The sequence below is a fragment of the Amycolatopsis sp. FU40 genome, from assembly GCF_021903635.1.
GTDB classification, from domain to species: domain Bacteria; phylum Actinomycetota; class Actinomycetes; order Mycobacteriales; family Pseudonocardiaceae; genus Amycolatopsis; species Amycolatopsis dendrobii.
The window spans coordinates 1,667,034-1,692,490 of sequence record NZ_CP091381.1 but is presented as its reverse complement, the minus strand read 5'-3'; the positions used below and the strand labels follow the sequence as shown (position 1 = coordinate 1,692,490).

Annotated in this window: 16 protein-coding genes; 7 read left to right on the top strand and 9 right to left on the bottom strand. The window is 68.2% G+C overall.

What is annotated here, in order from left to right; all coding sequences use genetic code 11:
- Positions 1-20: 20 nt before the first annotated feature.
- The 5 genes from L3Q65_RS08810 to L3Q65_RS08790 all read right to left on the bottom strand — a co-directional run bounded on the left by L3Q65_RS08810 (position 21) and on the right by L3Q65_RS08790 (position 10,399).
- Positions 21-2,159 (bottom strand): N,N-dimethylformamidase beta subunit family domain-containing protein, encoded by a 2,139-nt coding sequence (locus tag L3Q65_RS08810; protein ID WP_237599295.1) that lies wholly within the window; start codon positions 2,157-2,159, stop codon positions 21-23.
- A gap of 113 nt (positions 2,160-2,272) precedes the next feature.
- Positions 2,273-2,557 carry a DUF1905 domain-containing protein gene (locus L3Q65_RS08805; protein ID WP_237599294.1) on the bottom strand — a complete coding sequence of 95 codons (285 nt, stop codon included), beginning with the start codon at positions 2,555-2,557 and terminating at the stop codon, positions 2,273-2,275.
- Positions 2,558-2,719: 162 nt separating this feature from the next.
- On the bottom strand, positions 2,720-6,391 hold the full coding sequence (locus L3Q65_RS08800; protein WP_237599293.1) for a CARDB domain-containing protein: 3,672 nt from the start codon (positions 6,389-6,391) through the stop codon (positions 2,720-2,722).
- 67 nt (positions 6,392-6,458) lie between these two features.
- Positions 6,459-10,043 carry a discoidin domain-containing protein gene (locus L3Q65_RS08795; protein WP_237599292.1) on the bottom strand — a complete coding sequence of 1,195 codons (3,585 nt, stop codon included), beginning with the start codon at positions 10,041-10,043 and terminating at the stop codon, positions 6,459-6,461.
- A gap of 191 nt (positions 10,044-10,234) precedes the next feature.
- On the bottom strand, positions 10,235-10,399 hold the full coding sequence (locus tag L3Q65_RS08790) for a hypothetical protein (RefSeq protein ID WP_182895066.1): 165 nt from the start codon (positions 10,397-10,399) through the stop codon (positions 10,235-10,237).
- Between L3Q65_RS08790 and L3Q65_RS08785 the strand changes: the two genes are divergently transcribed.
- The 5 genes from L3Q65_RS08785 (at position 10,398) to L3Q65_RS08765 (ending at position 16,389) form a co-directional block, all read left to right on the top strand.
- Positions 10,398-11,405, top strand: a complete 1,008-nt coding sequence (locus L3Q65_RS08785) for a LacI family DNA-binding transcriptional regulator (RefSeq protein ID WP_237599291.1) — start codon at positions 10,398-10,400, stop codon at positions 11,403-11,405. The genes L3Q65_RS08790 and L3Q65_RS08785 overlap by 2 nt on opposite strands.
- A gap of 154 nt (positions 11,406-11,559) precedes the next feature.
- On the top strand, positions 11,560-12,939 hold the full coding sequence (locus L3Q65_RS08780) for an ABC transporter substrate-binding protein (protein ID WP_182895064.1): 1,380 nt from the start codon (positions 11,560-11,562) through the stop codon (positions 12,937-12,939).
- Positions 12,917-13,891, top strand: coding sequence for a carbohydrate ABC transporter permease (locus tag L3Q65_RS08775; protein WP_182895063.1), 975 nt, complete (start codon positions 12,917-12,919; stop codon positions 13,889-13,891). Before L3Q65_RS08780 ends, L3Q65_RS08775 begins: the two co-directional genes overlap by 23 nt.
- Positions 13,888-14,757: a carbohydrate ABC transporter permease gene (locus L3Q65_RS08770; RefSeq protein ID WP_182895062.1), complete on the top strand. Its 870-nt coding sequence runs from the start codon at positions 13,888-13,890 to the stop codon at positions 14,755-14,757. The genes L3Q65_RS08775 and L3Q65_RS08770 overlap by 4 nt, the downstream gene beginning before the upstream one ends.
- A 45-nt stretch (positions 14,758-14,802) precedes the next feature.
- Positions 14,803-16,389 (top strand): alpha-amylase family glycosyl hydrolase, encoded by a 1,587-nt coding sequence (locus L3Q65_RS08765; RefSeq protein ID WP_237599290.1) that lies wholly within the window; start codon positions 14,803-14,805, stop codon positions 16,387-16,389.
- A 267-nt stretch (positions 16,390-16,656) separates the two neighbouring features.
- On the opposite strand, the gene L3Q65_RS08760 is transcribed toward L3Q65_RS08765, so the two are convergent.
- Entirely contained in the window at positions 16,657-18,405 is a 1,749-nt protein-coding gene (locus L3Q65_RS08760) for a hypothetical protein (RefSeq protein WP_237599289.1), read from the bottom strand.
- 77 nt (positions 18,406-18,482) lie between these two features.
- On the opposite strand from L3Q65_RS08760, the gene L3Q65_RS08755 reads away from it, so the two are divergent.
- The gene (locus tag L3Q65_RS08755) at positions 18,483-20,834 is read left to right on the top strand and encodes a tetratricopeptide repeat protein (RefSeq protein WP_237599288.1); all 2,352 of its coding nucleotides are present in this window, start codon (positions 18,483-18,485) and stop codon (positions 20,832-20,834) included.
- 275 nt (positions 20,835-21,109) lie between these two features.
- On the top strand, positions 21,110-23,461 hold the full coding sequence (locus L3Q65_RS08750; RefSeq protein WP_182895060.1) for an alpha-L-fucosidase: 2,352 nt from the start codon (positions 21,110-21,112) through the stop codon (positions 23,459-23,461).
- Here L3Q65_RS08750 and L3Q65_RS08745 read toward each other — a convergent pair.
- From L3Q65_RS08745 to L3Q65_RS08735, 3 genes are read right to left on the bottom strand one after another with little or no spacing between them, the layout of a single operon-like run.
- Positions 23,442-23,909: a CBS domain-containing protein gene (locus L3Q65_RS08745; protein WP_237599287.1), complete on the bottom strand. Its 468-nt coding sequence runs from the start codon at positions 23,907-23,909 to the stop codon at positions 23,442-23,444. The two genes, L3Q65_RS08750 and L3Q65_RS08745, sit on opposite strands and share 20 nt — an antisense overlap.
- Positions 23,906-24,088, bottom strand: coding sequence for a hypothetical protein (locus tag L3Q65_RS08740; protein ID WP_182895058.1), 183 nt, complete (start codon positions 24,086-24,088; stop codon positions 23,906-23,908). The genes L3Q65_RS08745 and L3Q65_RS08740 overlap by 4 nt, the downstream gene beginning before the upstream one ends.
- Positions 24,089-24,090: 2 nt before the next feature.
- Positions 24,091-25,308, bottom strand: a complete 1,218-nt coding sequence (locus L3Q65_RS08735) for a CdaR family transcriptional regulator (RefSeq protein ID WP_182895057.1) — start codon at positions 25,306-25,308, stop codon at positions 24,091-24,093.
- Between the last annotated feature and the right edge of the window lie 149 nt (positions 25,309-25,457).

Genomic DNA, 25,457 nt, shown 5'->3' with positions numbered 1-25,457 from the left:
AAACGTTCAACTACCCCGTCTCATTCCCCGGCGGCCGCCGCGCGGTCCGGACTCGCCGGCGCGGGACTGGAGAGTGCCCGGTCGAACACGTTCCGCAGCAGCCGCCGCACCACCGGGTCGACCCGGATCGCTCCGTTGAACGTCATCGACGACGCGCTGAACACGAACCCGCCGCCGGGCAGCTCCTTGCACACCATCGCCGCGCCCGCGCGGTCGGTCGGGTTCGTGCCCTGTGCGATGACCTCGTTCGGCCGTACCTCGCCGTCGAGGCCCTGGAGGGTGTCGAACTCCCAGGCGCTCGCGGCTCCGTTGCGGCCGTGCGCGCCGAACGCGCCGCCGACGGCCAGGGCGGTCCCGGACAGGAACGGATGGTCGCGCAGCACGCGGTACGGCGCGAAGGTCATCCAGCCGTCGTACTCGAAATTCACTCCGAGCAGTTGCGACTCCGGCAGGTCGTAGTGGTCGAGGAACAGATCGCGGCTGCCGTCGGCGGCACGGAAGGTCAGGGCGGTGCCGTCGGTGTTGAACTCCGCGCGTTCGTAGATCTGGTTGGCTCCGGTGGCGATCACGCTGCCCCCGGCCGCGAGGTAGTCCGCCAGGTTGGCGCGCATGGCCATCGAGAAGTACTCCGGATGCGAACCGAGCACGACGGCGCTGTAGTCCGAAAGCCAGCCGCCGGCGTGCAGGTCGCGGTCGGTGTAGCAGTCGAACCCGATCTGCTCGGCGCTCAGCCAGCGCAGCAGTTCCAGATCGCTGTACAGCTCCACGTCGTACTGCCCTTTCGGCGCGATCAGCCAGGTGTAGCTGGGCCGCAGGAACGAAATCGTGCGCCGGACGCCGGCCTGGCCCTCGGAATACTGGTCGTGGCCGCTCCAGCCGTTGTACGCGTGGTAGGTGTTGGTCGGCAGCACCACGGCGATGTCCTGCGCGGGCGCCGCGGGCCGCACCACGAACGGGATGTGCTGCACCCGCCCGAACCGGCCGGTCAGCCGCGCGGCATACACCCCGGAGGGCCAGGTCGCGGGGATGTCGACGGCGTAGCGTTCGGCCCAGCCGCATCCGGCGGACCGGTAGTTCGCGGCCACCATCTGCAGGCCGCCGGCCACGGTGGTCGTCCCGGTGACTGCCTCCGGCGTGTCCCCGCCGGGCGCGACCCGCACGAGCTGTGCAGTGACCGAGCTGAACGCCGTCGACAGCGCGATGGACACCCGGCCGCCGGCGGGCACGCTCTGCCGCTGCGGATACCCCTGCAACCCGGCGCTGCGTTCGACCGTGAAGCCTTGGCCGACGACGACGCCGGTCCCGTTGTTGATCCAGCGCGGCCCGCCGTCGGTGTCGACCGTTTCGTGGTTGGTGAGCCGCAGTTCGACGAGATCGCCGTCGTCGCCCGGCACCGTCGAGTGGTCGATCCGGATGAGGTAGACGGCGCCGTTGCCGCCTCCCGCGAACAGGTCCCGGCGGAACAGCTCGAACCAGTCGTTGTCGCCGATCGCGATGGGCTGCCCGCCGTTCGCCCATCCGCTGCCGTCGCGGTAGCGGAACCAGGTGAGCGCGCCGGTGCCGCTGACCGCGTAGATGACATTCGCGGTGTCGGAAAACAGATACCGCGCGACATTAAATCCGTCGCCGAGCGGCTGGGGCGTTTCGAAAGTGCCGTTGATCCGCCGTGACCGGTACAGGATTCCGTTGGCGTCCACGCACCAGATGACGCCGCCCGGTCCGCCGAAAATCCGCGGGAAGGCGTTGAATCCGGTCCCGACGACGACCCCGGTGCCGTTGTTGGCCCAGGTCCCGTCCCCGGTGTCCGGATTGGACACGAGACGCTGGTAGTACAGCACCGTCCCGTCCCCGCGCACGCCGTACAGGACGCCGTTCAGATCGGCGAGCACGGTGACGAAGTCCTGCCAGCCGGACCCGATCAACAGCCCGGAGCCGTTGCTCCAGTCGAAGGCCGCGGTGGCCCAGCCGCGGTGCCGGTACCAGTAAAGGGAACCGTCCGCCTGCACGCCGTAGACGATTCCGTTGCCTCCGCCGACGAGCCTGCTCCACCGCTGGTGCGGATCGAAGGCCTGGCCCGCCGCTTCCGCCGGACGCGCGTATCCCTTGGGCGCTTCGGCCTCCGTGATCGGCAGTTCCGCACGGCCGCTGAGAATTCCCATGTCTCCCCCTGAGCTCGGTGCACGTTTTCTCGCCTCTCAAGGGATGACGCGGGAAAGACGGCGCGGCGTTTCCCGGGATCCGCGACGACCACCCGAAAAGCCCAACAGCGCGCTCAGCGGGCCAGGCGCTCCAGCAGGACGACCGTCACCGTGTCCCCGGCCTCCTTGCCGATCGCTTTCCGGAGCGAGGCGCTGACCGGGAGTTTGTGGGTGCCGTCGCCGAGCGCCATGAAGGAGCTCCGGAACGGTTCGCCGTCGACGGTGCCGCGGACCTTCACCAGGCCGCGGGTGCCGAAGAACTCCGCGGAGCCGGGCCAGACCAGGTACGTGTGGCCGCCTTTGGCCGGGCTCTTGCGCAGGGTCGCGGTGAATTTCTCGTCGAGTTCGCCGGTCTTCATCGGGTTCTCCTTCTTCTCGGGCGGGACGTTCACCTCGAGGTACGAACCTGGTCGAGGGATTTCGACACGGTACCGGCCTGTCTTTCGGGAAACCCGGAATCTTCACGCACGGTGTCGGTCCGGTGCCGGAGCGGTCACCCGCCCCGGCGCCGGACCGCTCCCCTATCGCATTCCGCGGCGGCTGCGCGCGGCGACCGCCGGGACTGGTCCGCCGGTGATCGTGAACTGCGAACCCGGCTCGCGGACGATGTCGCCCGTCGACGAGTTCGTGATCGTCACGTTCGACAGCGTCGCGCCGCCGCGGGCGCCGCTCATCGCGAGGATGCCCGCGCCGTTGTTCGATTTGTCGATCTGCACATTGCTGATCGTCGCGTCCGGCATCGCGCCGCCGCCGGTTTTGAATTGGATTCCGTCGTAGGTCGAATCGTGGATTTCCGTGTCCCGCAGCACGATGCCGGGGATGTCCTTGCCCTGGGCGAAGAACGTGATCGCGCCGAATTTCTGCTGTTCGCCCCAGAAGACGCCGCCGCAGCGGTACAGGGCGTTGTTCGCGATCAGCGTCTGCCCGGAGAACGGCAGCGGGTCGTGGTCGGTCGCCAGCATGATGCCCGGGTAGTTCATCGTGTCGGAGACCAGGTTGTTCTCGATTTTGTTCCCGTACCCGCCGTAGACCGCGATTCCGTTCGCGCGCCACGGCAACTGGATCGTGTTGTTGCGGAACACGTTGTCGTGCGCGATGTCCACGGACGGATCCTTCACGTACTGGTTCGCCCACACCGCGAGCGAATCGTCGCCGGTGGTGCGGAACGACGAGTTCACCACCCGCGAGTTCCGGGTGCCGTTGGCGAAGTTGATGCCGTCGGCGTAGGTGTCGCGGATCCGCATGCCGCTGAACTCCAGGCCGTCTGCCGGGCCCCACAGCGCCGGGATGTTGCTGTAGTCCCGGCCGACCCACACCCCGACGTTCGCGTGCTCGATCCACACGTTCGAGATCTTCGTGCCGGCGCCGAACCGGCCGTTCAGTCCGACGCCGCCTTCCGCGCCTCCGTCGCCGCCGCGGATGCGGCCGGAGCCGAAGATCGCGAGGTCCGAGATCTGGACGTTCTTGTCGATGTCGAAGCCGAAGTTGCCCTCGTGCGGATGGTTGATGCCGCCCGCGTCCTGCGGCTGGATCAGCGAGTACAGCTGCGAATACCACATCCCGGCGCCGCGGATCGTCGCGTTCGAGATGCCGATCTGGTTGTACTGCCCGCCGCCGTTGGGCACGTTCGGGTCGTCGGTCAGGATCTTGCGTTCCTGCCGCCACTGGCCCGGCGGGATCCAGACGCAGCTGATCACGCCGTTCTGGTCGTCGGTGACCGCGCGCTGGATCGCCTCGGAGTCGTCGATCCCGTCGTCGGGCACGGCGCCGTAGTCGGTGATCGACGTGCATTCCGGCGGTTTCGGCAGGGCCGGTGCGACTTGTTCGAGGTCGATCAGGTCGATGACGTAGTACGCCGCGGTGTCGCCGTTGTCGCGTTGCAGCTTGAACTTCGTGCCCGCGGGGTAGGACTGCGCGAGCAACGCGTGCGATTCGTCGAACAGGCGCCGTGCGTCGGCTCCGGGAGTGTTCGTCAGGCCTTCGGGGTCGTCGGTGGTGCCGTAGAGCCAGCTGTGCTGGGACGACAGGTTCAGCTTCTGCGCGAAGGCGCCGTTGACGTACAGGCTGATCGTCGCGTCCTGTCCCCCGCCGCCGGGCGCGTCCGGGATCGAGTCGCGGACCACGATCGAGTTCGCCTGGTTCGTCGAGGTGAATTCCACGTACTGGCCCTGGTTCGCCAGCCGCACGGACTTCCGGCCGGACGATTCGGTCGCGAAGTTCGTGTGCCCGAACGTCCGCAGCGGGTCGGTCTCCAGCAGTTGGCCTTGGTACTGCGCGGCTTCCGCTTCGTACTCGACGTACGGCAGCGCTGCGCCTCGGCCGACCGCCATCGCCCGGGAGAGCGTGTTGTTGGCTTCGTTGGTTTCCTCGACTGTGCCGGTCGCGTCGGCAGTCGCGGTGAGGTTCGCGTTCGCGGCGGTCCAGGTGCCGGGAATCGCGACATTCGCCGTGGCCCCGGCCGCGATCGCGGGAGTGTCGGCGTTCAGAGTGGTTTCGCCGGCGGTCAGCCGGGTCACCGAGACACCCGCGCCGGACGTGCCGCGGTTGTGCACGTCGACGGTGAACGAGACTGGCGCGCCGACGGCGGGGTTCGGCGGGTTCGACGTGATGCCGGTGACCTCGAGGTCCGGTCCCGGTGCCGGTGCGATCACCAGCGGCGTCGGCGAGGTGAACGTGTTGTTGGTGTCGTCCTGCTCTATCACCGTGTTCGCCGGGTCGACGGTGGCGGCCACGCGGTAGGTGCCTTGGGGTCGTTTGCCCGCCTGCACAGTCGCTGTGCTGGACGCGCCCGCGGCGAGTGCGCCGACCGGTGCAGATCCGACGACGGCGCCGTCGAGGCTGACGTTGACCGTCGTCGCAGGGGCAGCGGCGGAGCCTGCGTTTCGCACGGTCGCCGACACGGCGAGGTCGCTGCTTTCCGTCGGGTTCGACGGGGTCCACGTCGTGTCTGTGACGACCAGGTCCGGATTCGGCGCGGGTGTGCCGAAGACCTGGAATTCCGCCGCTTGGCCGCCCGGTGCGCCGGAGTTGGCGAAGAACCGCAGCTGCACGTCCGAGGCGCGGCCGGTGACTGGGATCGTCACGATGTTCTGGTTGGCCGCCGGGTCGAAGCGGTAGTCGGCTCGTGCGGACAGCGTGGTGAATACCCCTGCGCCCTGGGCGCGGCCGAGGATCTCGAAGTTCTGCGTCCGCGCGCCCCAGATCGGGTCCGGGTTGAGCTTCACGACGACGGACGAAAGGTCGGCGTCAGCGCCGAGCTTTGCTGTCAGGGTGTTCGGGTAGCCTGCGGAAGACTCCCAGTAAGTACCAGTGTTGTTGTCATTCGCGTTGGCGGCCGCGAACGCGCCGACCGTCGAGGAAGCCTCGATCGGCTTGCCCGCGGCGAGGTTCTGTCCGGTCTGCGTCCCGGCCCGGACGACGTGGTTGCTGTCGGCGGACTCGTTGCCGGCCGCGTCCTTGGCGCGCACGAAGTATTCGATCCGCGTGCCGGCCGGCCGGTTCTCGGTGAAGGCGGTGCCGGTGACCGTGGTGACGGGCGTGCCGTCGCGGTAGACCGTGTAGCCGGTGACACCGACGTCATCGGCGGACGGCGACCAGGTCAGCTTGACCTGCCCGGAGGCGGGTTCGGTCAACGCGACGTTCGCGGGCGCGGTCGGGGCCTGCGTGTCTCCGGTGTCCGGCCCGTACAGCTCGAACTCCGAGAGCTGCGCGGCGGGCCACTGCGTGTTCGCGGTGACGTCCAGGCGTACGTAACGGGCGGACGCGGTCAGCGGGATCGTGACCGTGCCGGAGCTGAACGGGTACCCGGTCGATCGGACGAGGTCGGTGAACGACGTGCCGTCGGTGCTGCCGCGCACGGTGAGCGTCTGCGTGCGGGACTCCCAGGTGGCAGGCAGTTTCAGCACGATCCGCGAGAGCGGCTTGATGGAGCCGAGGTCAGCTTGGATCCATTGCGGGAACGCGTTGTTGGCCGATTCCCAGTAGGTGGCTTGGTTGCCGTCGAAGGCGTTGGCGACGGGATAGCCGGGCTGCACGCTGCTCGCCGAGACCGTGCGCGTCAACGGCACATCGGCAGCGTTCGGAGCCGGACCAGGCGAGGGACCACCGGCCGCGGCGGCGGGGGTGAGCCCTGCCGCGAAAAGCCCTGCGGCGAGGAAACCGGCGACGAGACGGGACAACCGCATACGTGTCATGGCGTCTTCCGTTCTTGCGGAGTGTGGGCGGGTGCCCGCCGGGAAAGCCGGGCGGGCACCCGCGCGCTCAATTGCGGGTGATCGTGAACGTGGACGTCGTGTTCCGGATGTCCTGGTCGTTGTCGCTCAAGGTGAGCCCGGTGAACGTCGCCGAGCCGACCGCCGGGCCCTGGCCGGGCTCGGGCAGCTCATTGGCCCAGATCCCGATCCCGGACTTGGCGTCGAACTCGTCGCCGCTGCGGTGCGCCCCGCTGATCGACACGTTCGTCAGCACCGTGTCCTGGACCGGATTTTCCGGCTGGCTGCCGGTGTATTTGGTCTGGAACATGATGCCGCTGTAGGTCGGGCTTTGGATGTCCGCATCGGACACCCGGATGCCGCGGAACTCCTTCGACGCGGAGAACAGCCAGATCGCCGGGAACGTCTGCTTGCCCCAGAAATGGCCGCCGGTGCGGACGAGCGTGGCGTTCTGGACGGTCGTCGGCTGCGGCCCGAACCCGAGGAACGGATAACCGAAGTCGAGCGAACTGAGCGTGATCCCGGAGTACGTCAGCGTGTCCGCGATGTAGAGGTTCCGGAAGGTGTTGTTGTACCCGCCGTACACCGCGATGCCCGCCGCGCGCCACGGGAGCAGCACGGTCAGGTTCTCGAACACATTGTCGTACTGGTTGCCCTGATTGATGTCGGTGGCGGCGAACAACGCGAAGCTGTCGTCGCCGGTGGACCGGGCCTCGTTGTCGGTGACGTGGTTGCCGGTGCTGCCGTTGGTGAAGTTGACGCCGTCGGCGAACGTGTCGCGGATGCGGGAGTTCCGCACCGTGGAGTTGTCCACATTGGTCGCCCAGAGCAGGCACATCTGGTGCTCCACCCAGATGTTGTCGATGGTCATGTTCGTGACGCCGGTGAAGTTGAAGACCTTGCCCGGGCCGTCGATGCGCGAGGTGTAGTTCCCGAACACGGCGAACCCGCTGAAGGCCGACCCGCTCGCGCTGGCTTGCGCGTCGAAGCCGATGTCGGTGTTCTCCTGCCCGGCGGGCGCGGTGAACCTGGTGAACCACGGCCCGGCGCCGAGCACCGTGACCGGTTTGCCGTACACGGTGACCTTGCCGATCATCGGGTACTGCCCGGCCGGAAGGTAGACGCCGGTGAGGTTCGGGTCCTGGCGGACCTTGTCCAGCGCGGCCTGCACGTCCTGCTGGCTGAACCCGGCCGGGACCGCGTAGTGCGCCGGATCCGGGTTCGCCGTCGCGGCGGCCAGTTCGAAGTTCACGAAGTCGATCGCGTAGTTCGCACTGTTCGCGGCGTCCTTCTGCAGTTTGATCTTGTGCCCGGCGGGGACCGTCGTGCCGAGCAGCGTGCTGGCCTCGTCGTAGATGTGCCGCGCCGGACCCGCGCCCGGCGAATTGCCCGGTGAGGCTTCAGCGCCGTAGAGCCACGCGTAATGCGAGGTCAGGTCGATGGCTTTGAGGAACGTGCCGTCGACGTACACATTGAGCGTCGAGTTCTGCCCGCCGCCGCCCGCGGCGTCCGGCATCGAGAACCGGGTGACGAGCGTGTTTGTCGCCGCGCGGGTGGTGAACTCGACCGACGAGCCGGTCGCGTTCAGCGTCACCGCTTTGCGGCCCGACGCCTCCCCGGCGAGATCACCGATCGTTCGGTTCGGACCGATCACTGTCGCACCGCCCGCGACGACACCGTCCTCGGCTTCGTACATGTCGTACGGCATGTTGGCGCCGCGGCCGACGAACAGCGATTGCGTGCTGATGTTGTTGCCCTGCTTGGCAGGCAGCTCGTTGGCATCGTTCGCGACGACCGTCTTGACCGTGTATCGCCCGTTCGCTGCGGTCCAGTTGCCAAGAGTCACCGAAGCGGTGGCCCCGGGTGCGATGACTCCGGCGGAGGAACCGTTCAGCGTCTTGACGACTGTGCCGTTCTGGTCGGCGATCGTGACCGTGACGTCGTGGGCACCGTCCGCCGAGGCGACCGTGCCCTGGTTGCGCAGAGTCGCGGTGAAGGTCACCGTGTTGCCCGCCGCCGGATTGTTCGGCGACCACGCGGTGGCCGCGACGAGGTCGGAACTCTGCACGAGGCTGACGACCAGCGGCGTCGAACTGGTGTAGGAGTTGTTGTCCTCGTTCTGTTCGACGACCGTATTGGCTTCGTCGACCTTCGCGGTCACGTCGTAGCTGCCCGCGTCGCGGGTGCCGATGTTCGCGGACACCGTTGCGGACGCTCCGGCCGCCAGCGCGCCGACCGCCGCCGTGCCGACCTTCGTCTTGCCCAGGTACAGGTTCACGTCGGTCGCGCCCGAGGCGGCCGTACCGGCGTTGCGCACGGTCGCCGACGCGGTGATCGCGTCGGTCTCCACCGGTTTCTGCGGCGTCCAGGACACGTCCGAGACCGTCAGGTCCGGGTTCGGCGCTGGCACGCCGAAGACCTGGAATTCCGCGGCCTGACCGCCGCCCGCACCGGAGTTGGCGGTGAAGCGCAGGCGGACGTCGCTGGCCCGGCCGCTGACCGGGATGGTCACGAGGTTGCCGCTCGCGGGGTCGAACCGGTACGCCTGCGCGGGCGCCAGCGTGGTGAAGTCGGTCGCGCCCTGGTCGCGGCCCTCGACGGCGATTGTCTGCGTCCGCGTGCTCCACGCCGGGTCCGGGTTGAGCTTCACGACGACGCTGTCGAGGTCGGCGTGCGAGCCGAGCCCCACGGTCAGCAGGTTCGGATACGCCCCGCTGCCCTCCCAGTACGTGGTCGCCGAATCGTCGTTGGCGTTGGCCGCGACATACGTCTGCTGGGTCGACGACGCGGTGATCGGCTTGTGCAGCGCGAGATTCGTGCCGCTCTGGGTGCCGTTGCGGGTCACGGTGGCGCTGTTCGCCGACTGGTTGCCCGCCGCGTCGCGAGCCCGCACGTAATACGCGACGCTCGCGCTGGCCGGCTGATTGTCGGTGTAGGTCAGCACGTCCCCGGCGACGCTGCCGCGGAGCTGGCCGTTGGCATACACGTCGTAGCCGGTGACGCCGGTGTTGTCCGCGGAGGCCGACCAGGTCAGCCGGATCTGGCCGCTCGCGGGCTCGGTGTAGGCGAGGTTGCCGGGCGCGGACGGCGGCTGCGTGTCGCCGCCCGCCGGGCCGTGGACCTCGAACTCGGACAGTTGCGCGGCGGGCCAGCCGGTGTTGGCGGTGATGTTCAGCCGCACGTAGCGGGTGCTGCCGGCGAGGTTCACGGTGACCGTGTTCCCGGTCGCCGGGTCGAACCGATAGCCGGCCGACGGCACGAGGTCGCTGAAGCTCGCGCCGTTCGCGCTGCCCTGCACTGCGAAGGTTTCGGTGCGGGCTTCCCAGTTCGCGGGCAGTTTGAGCACGAGCTGGGCGACGTTCGTCGCGGCACCGAGATCAGCCTGAATCCATTGCGGGAACTGGTTGTTCGTGCTTTCCCAATAGGTGGCCTGGTTGCCGTCGCCCACGTTGGCGACGGGATAGCCGGAGAGCTGGCTGCTGGCGGTGTAGGTCGCGGTGGCGGCTTGGGCGGCGGGCCGGACGGCCGGCTGGGCAGCGGGGGCCGGCGCGGCGCTCGCCGACCAGGCGGGCGCGGTCAGGAGCAGGGACAGGGCGGCGGTCGCGGCGCGCGCGAGCAGTCGCTTCGTTCTCATGGGTTTCCTCTGATCCAAGGAGGAGGGAGACGACTCGAACGGAAGCGCCCCGCGTGGCGCGGGACGGCAGGGACCAGGGAGCGGACCGGGGAAACCGGGTCCGGGGGCGCACGAGAACAGCGCGGAGCAGTCGACATGGCACCTCTTCATTGAGGCTGGGCAGATGCTTTCCGCAGCTGCCCGGGAGCTTGTCAGCTATTTTCACTGATTCGTTCAAGAATTACAGCCGAATGCCGCTGCGAAGTCAACGCCGCCGAGCGATCAGCGCCCTGCTCGACCAGCGCTTTCGCCGCGAGAGCAAGCACAACGCGCGCCTCGTCGGAAACTTGCGCTGGTTTGCGGTAACTTTCACTCATGACACGACGCCTTGCCGAAGTCGCCCGCCAGGTCGGGGTCAGCGAAGCCACCGTCAGCCGGGTGCTCAACGGCAAGGCCGGGGTGTCCGCGAACACCCGGGCCGCCGTGCTCACCGCATTGGACGTGCTGGGCTACGAGCGGCCGACGCAGCTGCGCGGCGAGCGGGCCCGGCTCGTCGGGCTGGTGCTGCCGGAGCTGCAGAACCCGATTTTCCCGGCGCTGGCCGAGGTCATGGGCAACGCGCTCGCCCAGCAGGGCTTCACGCCGGTGCTGTGCACGCGGACCGCGGGCGGGGTGTCGGAGGCGGAGTACGTCGAAATGCTGCTGCAGCAGCAGGTGTCCGGCGTGGTGTTCGCCGGCGGGATGTACGCGCAGGCCGACGCCGTGCACACGCACTACCACCACCTGGCCGAACGCCGGCTGCCGACGGTGCTGATCAACGCGGCGGTCGACCACCTCGGGCTGCCGCAGGTCTCGTGCGACGACGCGGTGGCGGTCGAGCAGGCGGTCGGGCACTTGAGTTCCCTCGGCCACGAGAAGATCGGCCTGGTGCTCGGGCCGAACGACCACGTGCCGTCGAAGCGCAAGCTCGAGGCGTTCCGGGAGCACGCCGCGAAACTCGGGCTCCCGGTGCTGGACGAACTGGTGGAGCACGGGATGTTCTCCATCGAAGGCGGGCACGCCGCGGCGGCGCGGCTGTATCCGCGCGGCGCCACGGCGGTGCTGTGCGCGAGCGATCCGCTGGCACTGGGCGCGATCCGCGCCGCGCGGCGGCAGGGCCTGTCCGTGCCGGGCGACATTTCAGTGGTCGGCTACGACGACTCCGCACTGATGAACTGCACCGACCCGCCGCTGACGACGACGCGCCAGCCGATCGAGGCGATGGGCCGCGCTGTGGTCGAACTGCTGGTGAAGCGCATCAACGGCGGCGAGGTCGCGGTGGAGGAGCTGCTGTTCGCGCCGGAACTGGTGGTGCGCGGCTCCACTGCTCGCCGGACCTCGTGAGTGTTTGGGCCGGCGAGAACCGGCACAAACACTCACGACACCCAGCCCCTGTTCTTTTTTTGCGCTCTCTCGTCCACTTCTTGCACACTCGCCCCTCTCGCCCTTAGAGTGACCGCCGTCACCTGCTGTGCTCCCCTGCGAGATGAGGCTTGAGATGAGCAGACCCTGGTCCCCCGCCGTTCCCCGCCGGACGTTCGCCCTGCTCGCCGCGGCGGGCCTGGTCCTGGGCACAACCGCCTGCGGGGGCGGCGGCGATCCGGGGAGCTCCGCCGGGGGCAAGGTCACGATCACCGTCACCGGCCAGCCGCCGACGAGCCAGCCGTTCGAACGGGGCGTGTTCGACGCCGACGTCAAGGAATTCGAGGCGGCGCACCCGAACATCAAGATCGAGCCGCACGAAGGGTTCATGGACCCGAAGACGTTCGGCGCGAAGCTGGCGGGCGGGCAGCTCGAGGACGTCTACTACGTCTATTTCACCGATCCCGCGCAGATCATCGCCCGCCACCAGGCCGCGGACATCACCGAAGCGGCCAGGAAAGTGCCGCACGTCAATGATCTCAAACCGGAATTGCTCGACAACTTCCGCGGACCCGACGGCAAGCTTTACGGCCTGCCGACGATGAACTACACGATGGGCCTGCTCTACAGCCGTCCGCTGTTCAGGAAAGCCGGGCTCGACCCCGACAAGCCGCCGCGGACCTGGGACGAGGTGCGTGCGGCCGCGAAGAAGATTTCCGCGCTGGGCAACGGAATCGTCGGATACGCCGACTACAGCAAGAACAACCAGGGCGGCTGGCACCTCACCGGCTGGCTCGCTTCGATGGGCGGCTCCGTCGCGCGCAAGGACGGCGGCAAATGGGTCGCCGATTTCGACAACGAGAAAGGCAGAGCCGCGCTCAACCTGCTCCACGATCTGCGCTGGACCGACGATTCCATGGGCAGCAAGCAATTGCTGGAGGCCCAGGACGTGCAGCGGATGATGGGCGCGGGCCAGCTCGGCATGTACATGGCCGCGCCGGACAACGTTCCCGTGCTCGTCAAGCAGTTCAACGGCAAGTACGAGGACTACGGCATCGCCGGGATGCCGGACGGCAAGGGCACGCTGCTCGGCGGCGAGGGCTACATGATCAACCCGAAGGCGTCGCCGGAGAAGATCAAGGCGGGCCTCGAATGGATCCAGTGGAAGTATCTCAACCCGGACCGGTTCGAGAAGCACATCAAGCAGTACGTCGACGGCAAGCAGCCGGTCGGGCTCCCGGCCGAGCCGACCCCCGACGTCTGGCAGGGCGCGGTGCGCGACCAGCAGCTGGCATTGAAAGCCAAGTACGCCAACGTTCCGGCGCAGAACTACCAGTCCTATGTGGACTCCACGAGCAGGATCAAGGGCAGCGTCGAACCGCCGAACGCGCAGCAGGTCTACGCGATCCTGGACAGCGTGATGCAGGCGGTGCTCACCGATCGGAACGCGAATATCGACCAGCAGCTGTCGACTGCCTCGGCGAAGGTCACCAGTGTCCTCGCCCAGGTCAAGTAGCCTGCTCGCCTGGCCCGCGACGTCCTCGTCGCCGGCCAGGCGGCCGGCCGCCTCCCCCGCCGCCCGTCGCCGGGCCCGGCTGCGCCGCAAGCTCAAGGAGAACCTCACCGCGTACGGCCTGCTCTGCGCCGCGCTGGTGGTGTTCGCGATGTTCTCCTGGTACCCGATCGTGCGCGGGGTGCTGCTCAGCTTCCAGCAGGTCGACTTCGTCAACCCGCCCGCCTGGGTCGGCCTCGACAACTTCGCCCGGCTGTTCGCGGACCCGCTGTTCGGCGTCGCCTGGCGGAACACTCTGCTGTTCACCGGTCTCGCGCTGGTTTTCGGCTTCGCGGTGCCGTTTTTGACCGCAGTGCTGCTCAACGAGATGCGGCACGCCCGCGCGTTCTTCCGGCTCGCGGTGTACCTGCCGGTGATGCTGCCGCCGGTGGTGACCGCGCTGATGTGGAAGTGGTTCTACGACCCGGGTTCCGGCCTGTTCAACTCCGCGCTCGGCGCGGTGGGCCTGTCCGGCCCGCAGTGGCTCGATTCGAGCGGCACCGCGATGCTGTCGCTGGTGTTCGTCTCGACGTGGGCGAACATGGGCAGCACCACGCTGATCTACCTGGCCGCGCTGGGAACGATTCCCGGCGAACTGTACGAGGCCGCGGAACTCGACGGGGCCGGGATGTGGAAGCGGCTGCGGCACGTGACGTTCCCGCAGACCCGGTTCGTGCTGCTGATGCTCCTGCTGCTGCAGATCGTCGCGACCATGCAGGTGTTCACCGAACCGTACGTGATGACCGGCGGCGGCCCGGACGATTCGACGGTGACCGTGCTCCTGCTGCTCTACCGCTACGCCTTCGTCTACAACGACTTCGGCTCGGCGAGCGCGATGAGCCTGCTGCTGTTCCTGGCGCTCGGCGTGTTCTCGGCGCTGTACGTCCGGCTGACCAGGAAGGCGGACCAGGCATGAGGACTCTCGTCTCGCCCGGGGCGCTGCGCAGCCGCCGCGGCAAGGTGGTCTACGGCGTCGTTTTCGCCTGCACACTCCTGGTTTTCGTGCTCGCCTTCCTGTTCCCGCTGTACTGGGCGGTGACCGGGGCGATGAAGACGCCGCAGGAACTGGCGCAGACGCCGGCGACGCTCGTCCCGCACGAATGGCATCCGGAGACCTTCGGCGAGGCCTGGGACCAGCTGGACCTCGGCAAGTACTTCCTCAACACCCTGGTCGTCGCGGGCGGGGCGTGGCTGGCGCAGATGGCCATCGACGTCCCCGCCGCCTTCGCGCTGTCGAAGCTGCGGCCGAAGTTCGGCAACGCCGTCCTCGGGATCATGCTCGCCACCCTGATGCTGCCCGCGGCCGCGCTGCTGGTGCCGACCTACGTCACCATCACCGATCTGCCGTTGCTGCACCTGAACCTGATCGACTCTCCCGCCGCGGTCTGGCTGCCCGCCGCCGCGAACGCGTTCAACGTCTATGTGCTGAAACGGTTCTTCGACCGGATCCCGGACGAGCTGATCGAAGCCGCGCGGCTCGACGGGGCCGGCCCGGTGCGCACGCTGTGGCGGATCGTGCTGCCGATTTCGCGGCCGATCCTGGCCGTGGTGTCGATCCTCGCGGTGGTCACCGCGTGGAAGGACTTCATCTGGCCCCTGCTGGTGTTCCCGGACAGCGGCAAGCAGACGCTTTCGGTGATGCTGCAGCGGGTAGCCATCGACATGCCGCTCAACGTGCTCACCGCCGGGATGGTGCTCGCCAGCCTGCCGATGGTGGCGCTGTTCCTGGTGTTCCAGCGGCAGATCCTCTCCGGGCTCGCCGCGGGCGGGCTCAAGGGCTGAACCGGTCGTACTTCTGGCTTTCCCCCACCACGAGGAGGGTTTTCCGTGACCGCATCGCGAAGACAAGACAGCTGGTGGCGCACCGCGGCGATCTACCAGATCTACGTCCGCAGTTTCGCCGACGGCAACGGCGACGGCATCGGCGATCTCGCCGGCGTCCGCGCGCGGCTCGACCACCTGGCCGCACTCGGCGTCGACACGCTCTGGTTCACCCCGTGGTACCCGTCGCCGATGGACGACGGCGGCTACGACGTCGCCGATTTCCGCGACGTGGACCCGCTTTTCGGCTCGCTCGCCGAGGCCGAGGCGCTGATCGCCGAGGCGCACGGGCGCGGCCTGCGGGTGATCATCGACATCGTGCCGAACCACTGTTCCGACGAACACCGCTGGTTCCGGGAAGCGCTCGCCGCCGGTCCGGGTTCGGCCGAGCGGCAACGGTTCTGGTTCCGTCCTGGCCGCGGTCCGGACGGCGCCGAACCGCCGAACAACTGGAAGTCGCGCTTCGGCGGGCCCGCCTGGACCCGGGTGCCGGACGGCGAGTGGTATCTGCACCTCTACAGCTCGCGGCAGCCGGATTTCAACTGGGACGACCAGGACGTCCGCGCGGAGTTCGAGGACATCCTGCGGTTCTGGTTCGACCGCGGCGCGGACGGCTTCCGCATCGACGTCGCCGACGGGCTGGTGAAGGACGCGCGGCTGCCGGACGTCGAGGCGGGCGACGAGACGCCGTTCTCCGACCAGGAGGGGCTGCACGAGATCTACCGGTCGTGGCGCAAGATCGCCGACAGCTACCCGGGCGAACGCGTGCTGGTCGGCGAGATGTGGCTGCCGGACATGTCCCGGACCGCGCGGTACCTGCGCCGCGACGAGCTGCATTCGGCGTTCAACTTCGATTTCCTGGTCTGCCCGTGGGATTCCGCGCGCTTGCGGGAGGTCATCGAGCGGACGCTGCGAGCGCACGACGCCGTCGGCGCGCCGCCCGCCTGGGTCCTGTCGAACCACGATGTCACCCGGCATGTCACGCGGTACGGGCGATCGGGCGACACCGGGTTTTCCTTCGCGGACCGGCTGCACGGCAGCTCGGTGGACCTGGTGCTGGGCACCCGCCGCGCCCGCGCGGCGGCGTTGCTGACCATGGCGCTGCCCGGCGGGATGTACGTCTACCAGGGCGAAGAGCTGGGGCTGTGGGAGGTCGAGGACATTCCCGCCGAGCTGCGGCAGGACCCGGTGTGGGCACGCACGGACGGCACTGACCCCGGCCGCGACGGCTGCCGGGTGCCGCTGCCGTGGTCCGGCGACGCACCGCCGTTCGGTTTCGGCCCCGGCGGTGCGTGGCTGCCGCAGCCCGCGGAATGGCGGGCGTACACGACGGAAGCGCAGGCGGCGGACCCGGCGTCGATGCTCAGCCTTTACCGCGCGGGGCTGCGGCTGCGGGCGGAACTCGCCGGGGAGCTGGAGTGGCTGTCGCTCGGTGACGACGTGCTGGCTTTCCGCCGAGGACCCGGGTTCACGTTCGTGCTCAACTTCTCCGGCGCCCCGATCCCGCTGCCACCGCACGCGGAAATCCTGCTGGCCAGCGACCCGGCGACCGCCGGGCTGCCGACCGACGCGGCGGTCTGGCTGCGGTCCTGACCTCTCGCCAGGGAGAAGCCGGCCACCCCGGGTGGCCGGCTTTTCGCGTTGCTCCGCTGAGCGGGATCTCCTTGACAGCACTCCAGTGCGCGCCGACGATTATTCATCAGATGTATCGGCTGCTTGCCCGCCCCGAGTCCGTTGAGGATCGAGATACCCATTAGCCTCGTCGGCCACGCGGGCCCTTTCCCGACGGCGAAGCGCGGAACGACCGCCGCGGACCATGGCCCGCGACACAGAGCCTGATTTCGCGCATCACCGATTCGATTAACGACTTGAATCAGCCACTGCGATCGCCAACAGTACCGCAGGTTCGATCAGCCAGCCGTCTTCCGGATCTGAGCCGATACAGGTTCGGAGCCGCTCCGCCAAGGACGCACCGCCGTGCAGGCGGGCCCACCCGAGCGCCTTCTCTTCAATATCCGGCTTCTCGTTGACGACGGTGACAAGATGCTCCGCGTAACCCGCAAGAAATTCTGCCACCACTTCGACCTCATCGAACTCTTCGGCAGCGGAGCTGTCCAGCAACCCGATCAACTGGGGAGCGAACCGATCGTCTGTTATCGCCATTCTCACCGTCATCATCGCACTGATGCCACGCAGCTTGGCCAGCTCGGAATCATGATCAGGCGGAGCCTCGCCCGGATGTGCGATGATGTACTTTTCTACCGACTCCAGAAAATCCTGACGGTCTTTTTTCGCACGAAAACTTCCGTCAAGCCGCGGCAAGGGCGCGTTGTCGCGCAGATATGCGTTCGACCAAGCCGGATGAATTTTTGCCAGCTCGAACATTTTCTCCGTCTCAGCATCTAGTTCGCGGACGTCATCAGCGGAGAAAACCCTGTCACCTGGCTCCATGGGACGACCGCGTTCAGTCTCGAACTCGCGTTCAAGATTTTTCAGCGAGATGCTTGCAATCGGTCCCAATGACATGACTTCGCGGTCGCGACTCCTGACCGCGGAGTGCCCGAACTCGAGCGCCAAGATCAGGAAATCGGTGCCTGAATCGCTGTGCCAGCGCTGATCCTCCCTGCTCGCGGAACGCAGGAAGGACGGAAACGTGAACAAGCGGCTGATCGTCGATTCGATGTCTAGGTCGCGCACCGCGGATATCATGATCGTGTCGACAACAGGAATAAGGGAGGACGCTTCGTCAAGTCCGTGCGCCCAGGCGAGTGCACGCGCTGGCAACTGCTCGACCGGCTCGTCGTTGGACGCGACGAGCGCAGCATACAAAGCGATTAACAGCTTAAAAGCGCCGTTCGGTGTGCTGTAGCCGACATGTTCTAGCAGACGCAGTCCATCGCGTAGCCGTTCGACGCAACTGTCGCGGCACCCAACTCTGGCGTCCGGCTCCGCGCGGAACAGCTCGGCGCTCTCGACGGCCTGGGCGGACGGAACGGGCAGCACGAAATCTTCCGGCGGGCCGCTGCGGAATCGGCCGTCAGAAAGCAAGGCGGCAGGCCGAAGCTCCGCGGCTAACGTTCGCTGGTTGGGTTTCGTGTGCTCAAGGCGAGCATTCAACAGCACGAGTGCGGTCGGAGCGTCGATGGGCAGATCGTGCCCCTTGCTCAGCTTCACCGCCTCCGTCACAAGACACTCGACACCTCCCCAGTGCGGCGTCTCCCGAAGCTTCCGGAACCAGGCGGTCCGCGCATTGCCGAACTCAGCCGCGTCTCGAAAACTTTCAGGTGGCGCGGCACCCAGGAAGACCAAGTCGAGCGGGTCCACCGCCCCGTACCATTCGGGCCCGTCTCCTTCGGCGTGAGCGAGGGCTACCGTAGAGCAGCCCAGGGCATAGGCGGAGGCCAAGGTAAGTCGTCCGGACATGCCGGCGTCGACCAGCCTGTACATGGCGTTCTTGGCTGCTTCGCTTTCCGTCGAGGCCCCGGCCGAGCCGACTTCAGAAGAGCCAGGACGCGGTCCCTTGCCCGGCCGACCAGCTCGTTTGCGTTTCGCGCGACTCGCCTTGCCCACGGGTGGCGCCCCCTCCGGATGCAAGTGGTGCTCGATCATTGTCGCACCGGCTATGGTACTGACAGGCGGCAGCGAAACGCTGGGACAGACCACGGAGGGGAATGTCTGAGGGAAACGTGGACGACGACCCAGCGCGAAACGAGGTCTCTGGCGGTGTTTTTCACGGACCGGTAGTTCAGGCTCGCGATATCGCCGGTTCGGTCGTCGTGACTGGGGAACCTGCTGCCTCCAGCCTGTGGGCACGCCCGGAAAAATGGCCGCTGGCACGGGAGTGGAACCCTATATCAGCAGGCACGCACCGGGCACGGTCGCTCCCCGGCGGCGACAACGTTCCGCCCTATATCGAACGCGACATCGACGTGACGTTACGTGCGGCGGTGGCGGCAGCGGGAGATACCGGCGACCTGGTTCTGCTGGTCGGCAACTCCGCGGCAGGCAAGACCAGAGCAGCGTTCGCGGCGATCCAGGCCGTGCTCCCGGAGCACAGGGTCGCGACCCCCGCGACCGCGGCCGATGTGCTCGCGACGACAGAGACCGTCGAGAGAGCTGGCGTCCGCTGCCTCCTGTGGCTGGACAACGTGGATCTGCATCTGAAATCTGGCGCGGTCGACCAGTCCATTCTTGAGGATTGCCGACGGTTGCGGGTCCCTGTCATCGCGACGATTCGAGTGAGTCCGTACGAATCGTTCCGCGACGCCGCAGGCAGCTCGCTGGCCGATGGGGTCGATCCGGCGTTGGCGCAAACGGCCCGAATCGGTGCCCGCGTGCTCGAGACGACGGAGCCGATTGTGCTGTCCCGCATCTGGAGCCCTGTGGAGCTTAAGCGGGCAAGCGCCAGCACCGACGAACGAATCAGAGACGCGGTGGCGCATCACGGTCCCCATGGAGTCGCCGAGTACCTCGCAGCGGGTCCGGCAATCTGGTCGGAGTGGCGGCGTTCTGTCGACGTCGAGGGCAAGCCGCGGGGTGCTGCTCTGATCGGGGCCGCGATCGACCTCGCCCGCGCCGGCTTGCCCGGCCCGTATCCGCGGGAGTTGCTCGCCGAACTGCACGAACATCATCTGGAGGCCATGGGCGGCATCTTGCTTCGCCCGGAACCGCTCGACGAGGCCTTCGCCTGGGCAAGCGAAATCCGGCTCGGCGTCACCAGCCCTCTCCTTCCCGCAGCCGGAGGAATGTGGCGCGTCTTCGACTACCTCGTCGACCGCATGGAAAGCCTCGAGCCCTGTCCTCCGGTTCCCGACGTCGTGTGGACGCATGCCGCGCGAGCCGCTGGCCCTGCCGACCTAATGGGCGTCGCGACCGCTGCGGCCGAAGCAGCGACACGTGTCTCCTTTCGAATTGCGGAGGAGATCTGGCGCCCGATCGCCGCAGCCGACGCTGGGCCGATTTCTGCTCTGGCGCTGTTCAACCTCGGAGTCCTGTGCAGCGAGACTGATCGTCCGGAGGATTCGCTCGAACTCTTCAAACAGGCCGCAGACCTCGGCGAACCCCGGTCCGCCTTCAACCTGAGCGTGCTCGCTGATCGGGCAGGAGACAAGGCTGCGGGACGATCGTGGAACATTCGAGCCGCGGAACTCGGATACGGGCCCGCTTTGTTCCGGCTTGGCTTCGCAGCAGAGGAACAGGGCCTTCTTTCCGAGGCCGAGGACTGGTACCGACAGGGTGCGGCGCTAGGGGACCACCAGTCAGCGACAAATCTCGGGAAGGTCTTGAGCCTTGCCGGCCGAGAAGAGGAAGCACAGCAATGGTTTCTTCGCGCGGCGGACGAAGGTGACGAGATCGCCACCTTCAACATCGGCCTGTTCCACCACGAAACCGGACGGCTCGACGAGGCCGAACGATGGTACTTGCTGGGCATCGAACGCGGATCCGCCGAAGCCGCCAACAACCTGAGCAATATTTACAAGAATGCGGGCGACCAAGCCGGTGCGGAAAGATGGTTGCGCCATGCCGCCGACGCCGGATACCCGGGTGCAGCTTTCAACCTCGGCCTCCTGTACGAGGAGTCCGGCCAGCCCCGAGAAGCAGAATCATGGTTTCGGCGCGCCGCAGACAACGGACACCTCCAGGCGATCCATGCGCTCGGCAGGATCCGCTTGAACGAGGGTCAGCTCGACGAGACGATTTCCTGGCTTCAACGAGCCGTTGACCTGGGTGACCGCGAGGCGGACGGGATCATCGGCGACCTTCTCCTCGATCTCGGGCGGACCGAAGAAGCGATCCCGCATCTGACTGTCGCGGCCGAGGCAGGCCATCAAGATTCGGCGTTCAATCTCGGCACGATCTACGCGAACAACGGCGAAGTGAACGAGAGTGCACACTGGTATCGCCAAGCAGCGGAAGGCGGAGACGCCGAAGCTGCAGCGAATCTGGCTGATGTGCTGTTCCGCGCCGGTCGCGTCGCCTCAGCTGTGTGGTGGAGCGGCCGCGCCGGCGATCTGCGCGCAGCAGCTGCCGAGAGCTGATCCGCACCCACCGCTGCCGACTCCTCCCGGGCACCTCCGTCCCACGCCCGGCCCCGGCCCTCGTTGACGCACTGGTTCCGCCTCCTCCACGGAGCGATCACGCCCCGCTGAGCGGTACCTCCCACCTCCGTCCGGCCCAGTCTCCTTGACGCCAGCTCAGCGCACGCCGATGATGATTCATCAGATGTATCGGCTGTTTGCCCGCCCCCGGTTCCCTTGAGGATCGAGAAAACCCCGCCAGGCATCGGATCACTGGACTTCACTGTGGAGGTTCCATGACGACCTATCCTCGTCGGCACGCGCTCGGCATGGCACTCGGCGGCGCGGTGCTGCTCGGACTGCCGGGCACCGCGACCGCCGCGGGCGGGCCCGCGCAGCCCGTGGTCGCGGACGGCGCCGGCACCCCCGTCGTGCCGCCGCCACCGCCGGTGCCCGTCCCCCTCGAAAGCTGGTTCGACAACGACGGCATCGACTCCGCGAACGCGCACGACGGGAACTTCGACGGCTCCGGCTACACCTTCCCGGCGGAGCAGATCCCGGCGGGCAGCACGGTCACCGCGGGCGGCGTGCCGTATCTGCTCGGCTCGGCGGCCGCCGGGGCGAAGAACAACGTCATCGCGCTCGGCCAGCGCATCGATCTGCCGAAAGGCCGGTACTTCGGAGCCGCGTTCCTGGTCGCGTGCAGTTACGGCAGCACCGGAGGCGACGCGACCGTCCACTACGCCGACGGCAGCACCAGCACCGCCGCCCTGTCCGGCTCCGACTGGTACGGCTCCGGCGGCGCCGTGGCCTCGGCCTTCCGCTACGGCCCGGGCGGCGTCACCGACCAGAACCCGGTGTCGATCGGCACCGCACAGGTGTGGATCGATCCGGCGCGCGAAGCGGTCGCGCTGACCCTGCCCAAGACCGCCCCACCGGCGGCGAATGTGGCGAGCCTGCACGTGTTCGCCTTGACGCTGCAACCGGTCGCGCAAGGCCGTTCGGCGACGGTCCTCGATGCCCGGGCGACCGCGAACCTGCTGCAGGACGGCGGTCCGCAGGCAGTCGAGGCGACGATCGTCAACACCGGCACCGTCTGGCTGGAAACGCGCGACCGGATCACTGTCACGCTCGACGTCCCGGGCGGCCGGGTGCGCACGCCCGCGCCGATCCCCCGCCTCGCACCGGGCGAGCAGACCACGGTGCGGCTCGGCCTCACCGCCGACCGCGGCCTGCCCGCCGGAACCCCGGCGGCCGGCCGGATCCGCGTGCTCGCCGACCGGTCGACGATCGCCACCCGGACCTTGCCGGTGCCGCTCGGCATCCCGGATTTCCGGCCGGCCGACGCGTCCCTGTCCACGCACCGCGCGCCGTATTGGTTCTGCGACGCCAAATTCGGGATCTTCATCCACTGGGGCGTGTACTCAGTGCCAGCGTGGGCTCCGGTCGGGCAGCAGTACGCCGAGTGGTACTGGAACAACCAGCAGGATCCCAACGGCCCCACATACGCATATCACGCCAAGACTTACGGCGAATCGTTCGGCTACGACGACTTCATCCCGAAGTTCACCGCCGCCCGGTTCGATCCGCGTTCCTGGGTGCAGCTGATCGAGGACGCGGGTGCGCAGTACTACGTGCTCACGTCCAAGCATCACGACGGTTTCGCTTTGTGGGACACGAAAGTCAGCGGCCGCAACGCGAAAAAGCTCGGCCCGCGCCGCGACCTCGTCGCCGACCTGTTCGCCGCCTCGCGCAAGTACACGCCGGGTCTGCGCAACGGCCTGTATTTCTCGCTGCCCGAATGGTTCAACCCGGACAATCCGTGGATGGGCCACGCGCCGCGCAATCCGTACACCGGCGCGCCGCTGCCCTACACCGGCTACACCGCCGGACGCGATTTCGTGAAGGACCTTCAGGCGCCGCAGGTGCTGGAGCTGGTCTCCGGCTTCGATCCGGACGTGCTGTGGTTCGACATCGGCGGCGTGAACGACAGCCGCGAAGTGCTCACGGAATACTTCAACCGGGCCAAGAACCGGCGGCGGCCCAAGGACGTCACGTACAACGACCGCGGCGGCATCCCGGACCACGACTTCACCACACCGGAGTACACGACATACCCGAACACCGTCGTCGCGAAGTGGGAGTCGAGCCGGGGCCTGGACCCGTTCTCCTACGGCTACAACCGCGCGACGCCGGACGACAAGTACATGACCACCGAGGACGTGGTGCACACGCTGGTCGACGTGGTGTCGAAGAACGGCAACTTCCTGCTGGACATCGGCCCCGATTTCGACGGCGCCATCCCGGCGGTGATGCAGCAGCGGCTGCGCGAGACCGGGGCCTGGCTGCGGACCAACGGCGAAGCGATCTACGGCACCACGTACTGGTCGCGCCTGGCCCAGCTCGGCGACCTGCGGTTCACCGTGCGGCCCGGTTCGGCGTTTTACCTCATGTCGCTCGTCGCGCCCGGCTCACAGCTCGTGGTCGACGCCCCGGTGCCGATCCGCCAGGGCGACCGCGTGAGCATGCTCGGCTACGGCGGGCCGCTGCACTGGAGTCAGAGCGACGGCCGTCTGGTGATCGACGTTCCGGCGGCGGCGCGTGCGGCGGGGAAGCACGCGTGGGTGTTCAAAGTGGACTGGCGCTGACGCTCGCCGGGGCGGTCCGCGACGGGCCGCCCCGGCACCCGCTCTCCCGGTCTTGCGCCCGGGCCGCCACGTCGGCGTCCGAGCAGAATCCGCGACCGCTGCGCTTCAAGCACAGCAAGCCGAGCAACCGGCCGCTCTCGTCCACGACCGCCAGCCTGCGCCGGGACATCTCCAGCCAGGTCGCGTACAGGTCCGCCTCCGGAGCGACCACCCGGCCGGTCAACCGGCCCGCCCGGCAGGCCGCGAGCGAGTCCGGCAGCCCGTCCAGATCCGGCCGTTCCACGACGCTCAGCAGTGTTCCCCCGGAAACGACCAGCGCGGCATGCACATGATCGTCTTCGAAGAGCCCGCGCACCTCGCCGACCGTCGCCGACGCGTCGAGCACCTTCGGCACCCGGAGCATCGCTTCGCCGACCGTCGAGGCGCCGCGGAAATCCGGTTCGGTCACTGCGGGTCGTTCCACTCCGCGTCAGCCTGGTCTTCGGCCTTCGTGCGTTCGCGTGCCAGCTCCAGCGCCCGCCGGGCGGTGGCCTCGTCCGGGTACGGGCCCAGCCGGTCGACGCCGCGTGCTTGGCGGCCGCGCTCGACCTCGTTCGTGCGCGTGTTGTAGTACCACTCTTCAGACATCGTCAGCTCCCCAAAGAATCGATAGCGCGCGCTGAATCGACCCGCAGCGCCTGCATCGCCGTGACCAGCTCGGCCACGTCCCGCGGATCGGTCAGCGTCCGGTCGGTGAGTTCCCGGATCCGGCGCAGCCGGTACCGGACGGTGTTGGCGTGGCAGTGCAGGACCTGCCCCGCGCGTTCGGAAGAGCCGCCGTGCGCGAAGTACGCGTCCAGCGTCTCCAGCAGCACGTCGCGTTCCTCGGCGGGCAGTTCCAGCACCGCCCCGAAGACCTGCTCGCCCAGCCTGCGGCCCTCGTCCGGGTCGTAGGCGACGAACGCGGCCAGCGGGCTCGGGTCGAACGCGCGGACCTCGCCCCGCTCGGGCGGGATGCCGGACAGCGCGGTCCGCGCCAGGTGGACCGCGCGCGGGGTTTCGGTCAGCGAGCGGAACAGCGGGCTGACCCCGGTGCGGGCCAGCGCCAGCTCCCGGAGCAGGCCGAGCATCGCGTCGTACTGCTCCTCGCGCAGCGACACCACGCCGGCTTGCAGCGTCGGCGAGAGATGCCACGCCGACACGATGCCGAGCTTCCCGAGCCGCCGCTCGACGCCGACCAGGCTTTCTTCGGCCAGCCCGCGCGTCTCGGCGGCGACCACGGTCAGCTTGCCGTCCAGCGACAGGCCGAGCAGCCGTCCCGCCTCCCACGGCCCGGAATCGGACCCGCGCGCGCCGGTCAGCAGCACTTCGGCCAGCGCCGAGCGCCGCCGCTGCTGGGCGACCAGCAGTTCCGCGCTCGCCGCCCGGTACGCCTCGGTCACCCGGACCGCGTGCTCGTCGGTGACCTGCCACAACAGGCTCGCGACGTCGATCAGCACGTCGGTGCCCCCGGTTTCGCGGGCGCGGCCCACCAGCAGGTCCCACAGCATCGCGCAGGCGATCCGGTACACCTGCAGCACCTCGGGCAGCGGCGCGCCCTGGTGCGCCCGTCGCCGGCCGGTCTCCTTGGGCGCGCGCTGGTCCGGGGCCTGCCCGCCGCCGAGCGCGTCGACCATGAACCCCAGGTTCACCGCGACCGAGCGGCGCAGGTCGGCGCGCGGGACGATCTTCTCGTCCCGGTACATCCCGATCCGCTCGCAGCTCGCCGCGCAGACGTCGTCGATCAGCCGGGGCAGCCGTTCGCGGGCCCAGGCGACGAGCTCGGTCAAGGCGGCGGTCCGCACAGCGCTTTCCTCCCGGTCGGCCACGTCCGGGATCGTACCCGCGCCCGGGAGCGGCCGCCCGCGCGGATTTCCCTCGCCCGGAAACGAGCCCCGTTTTCCCGCGCATTTTGTGGACCGGCACAGAAATGTTTGTCGCGCTCCACAATAAGCCCGCTCGCATTCCCCGCCCGGAT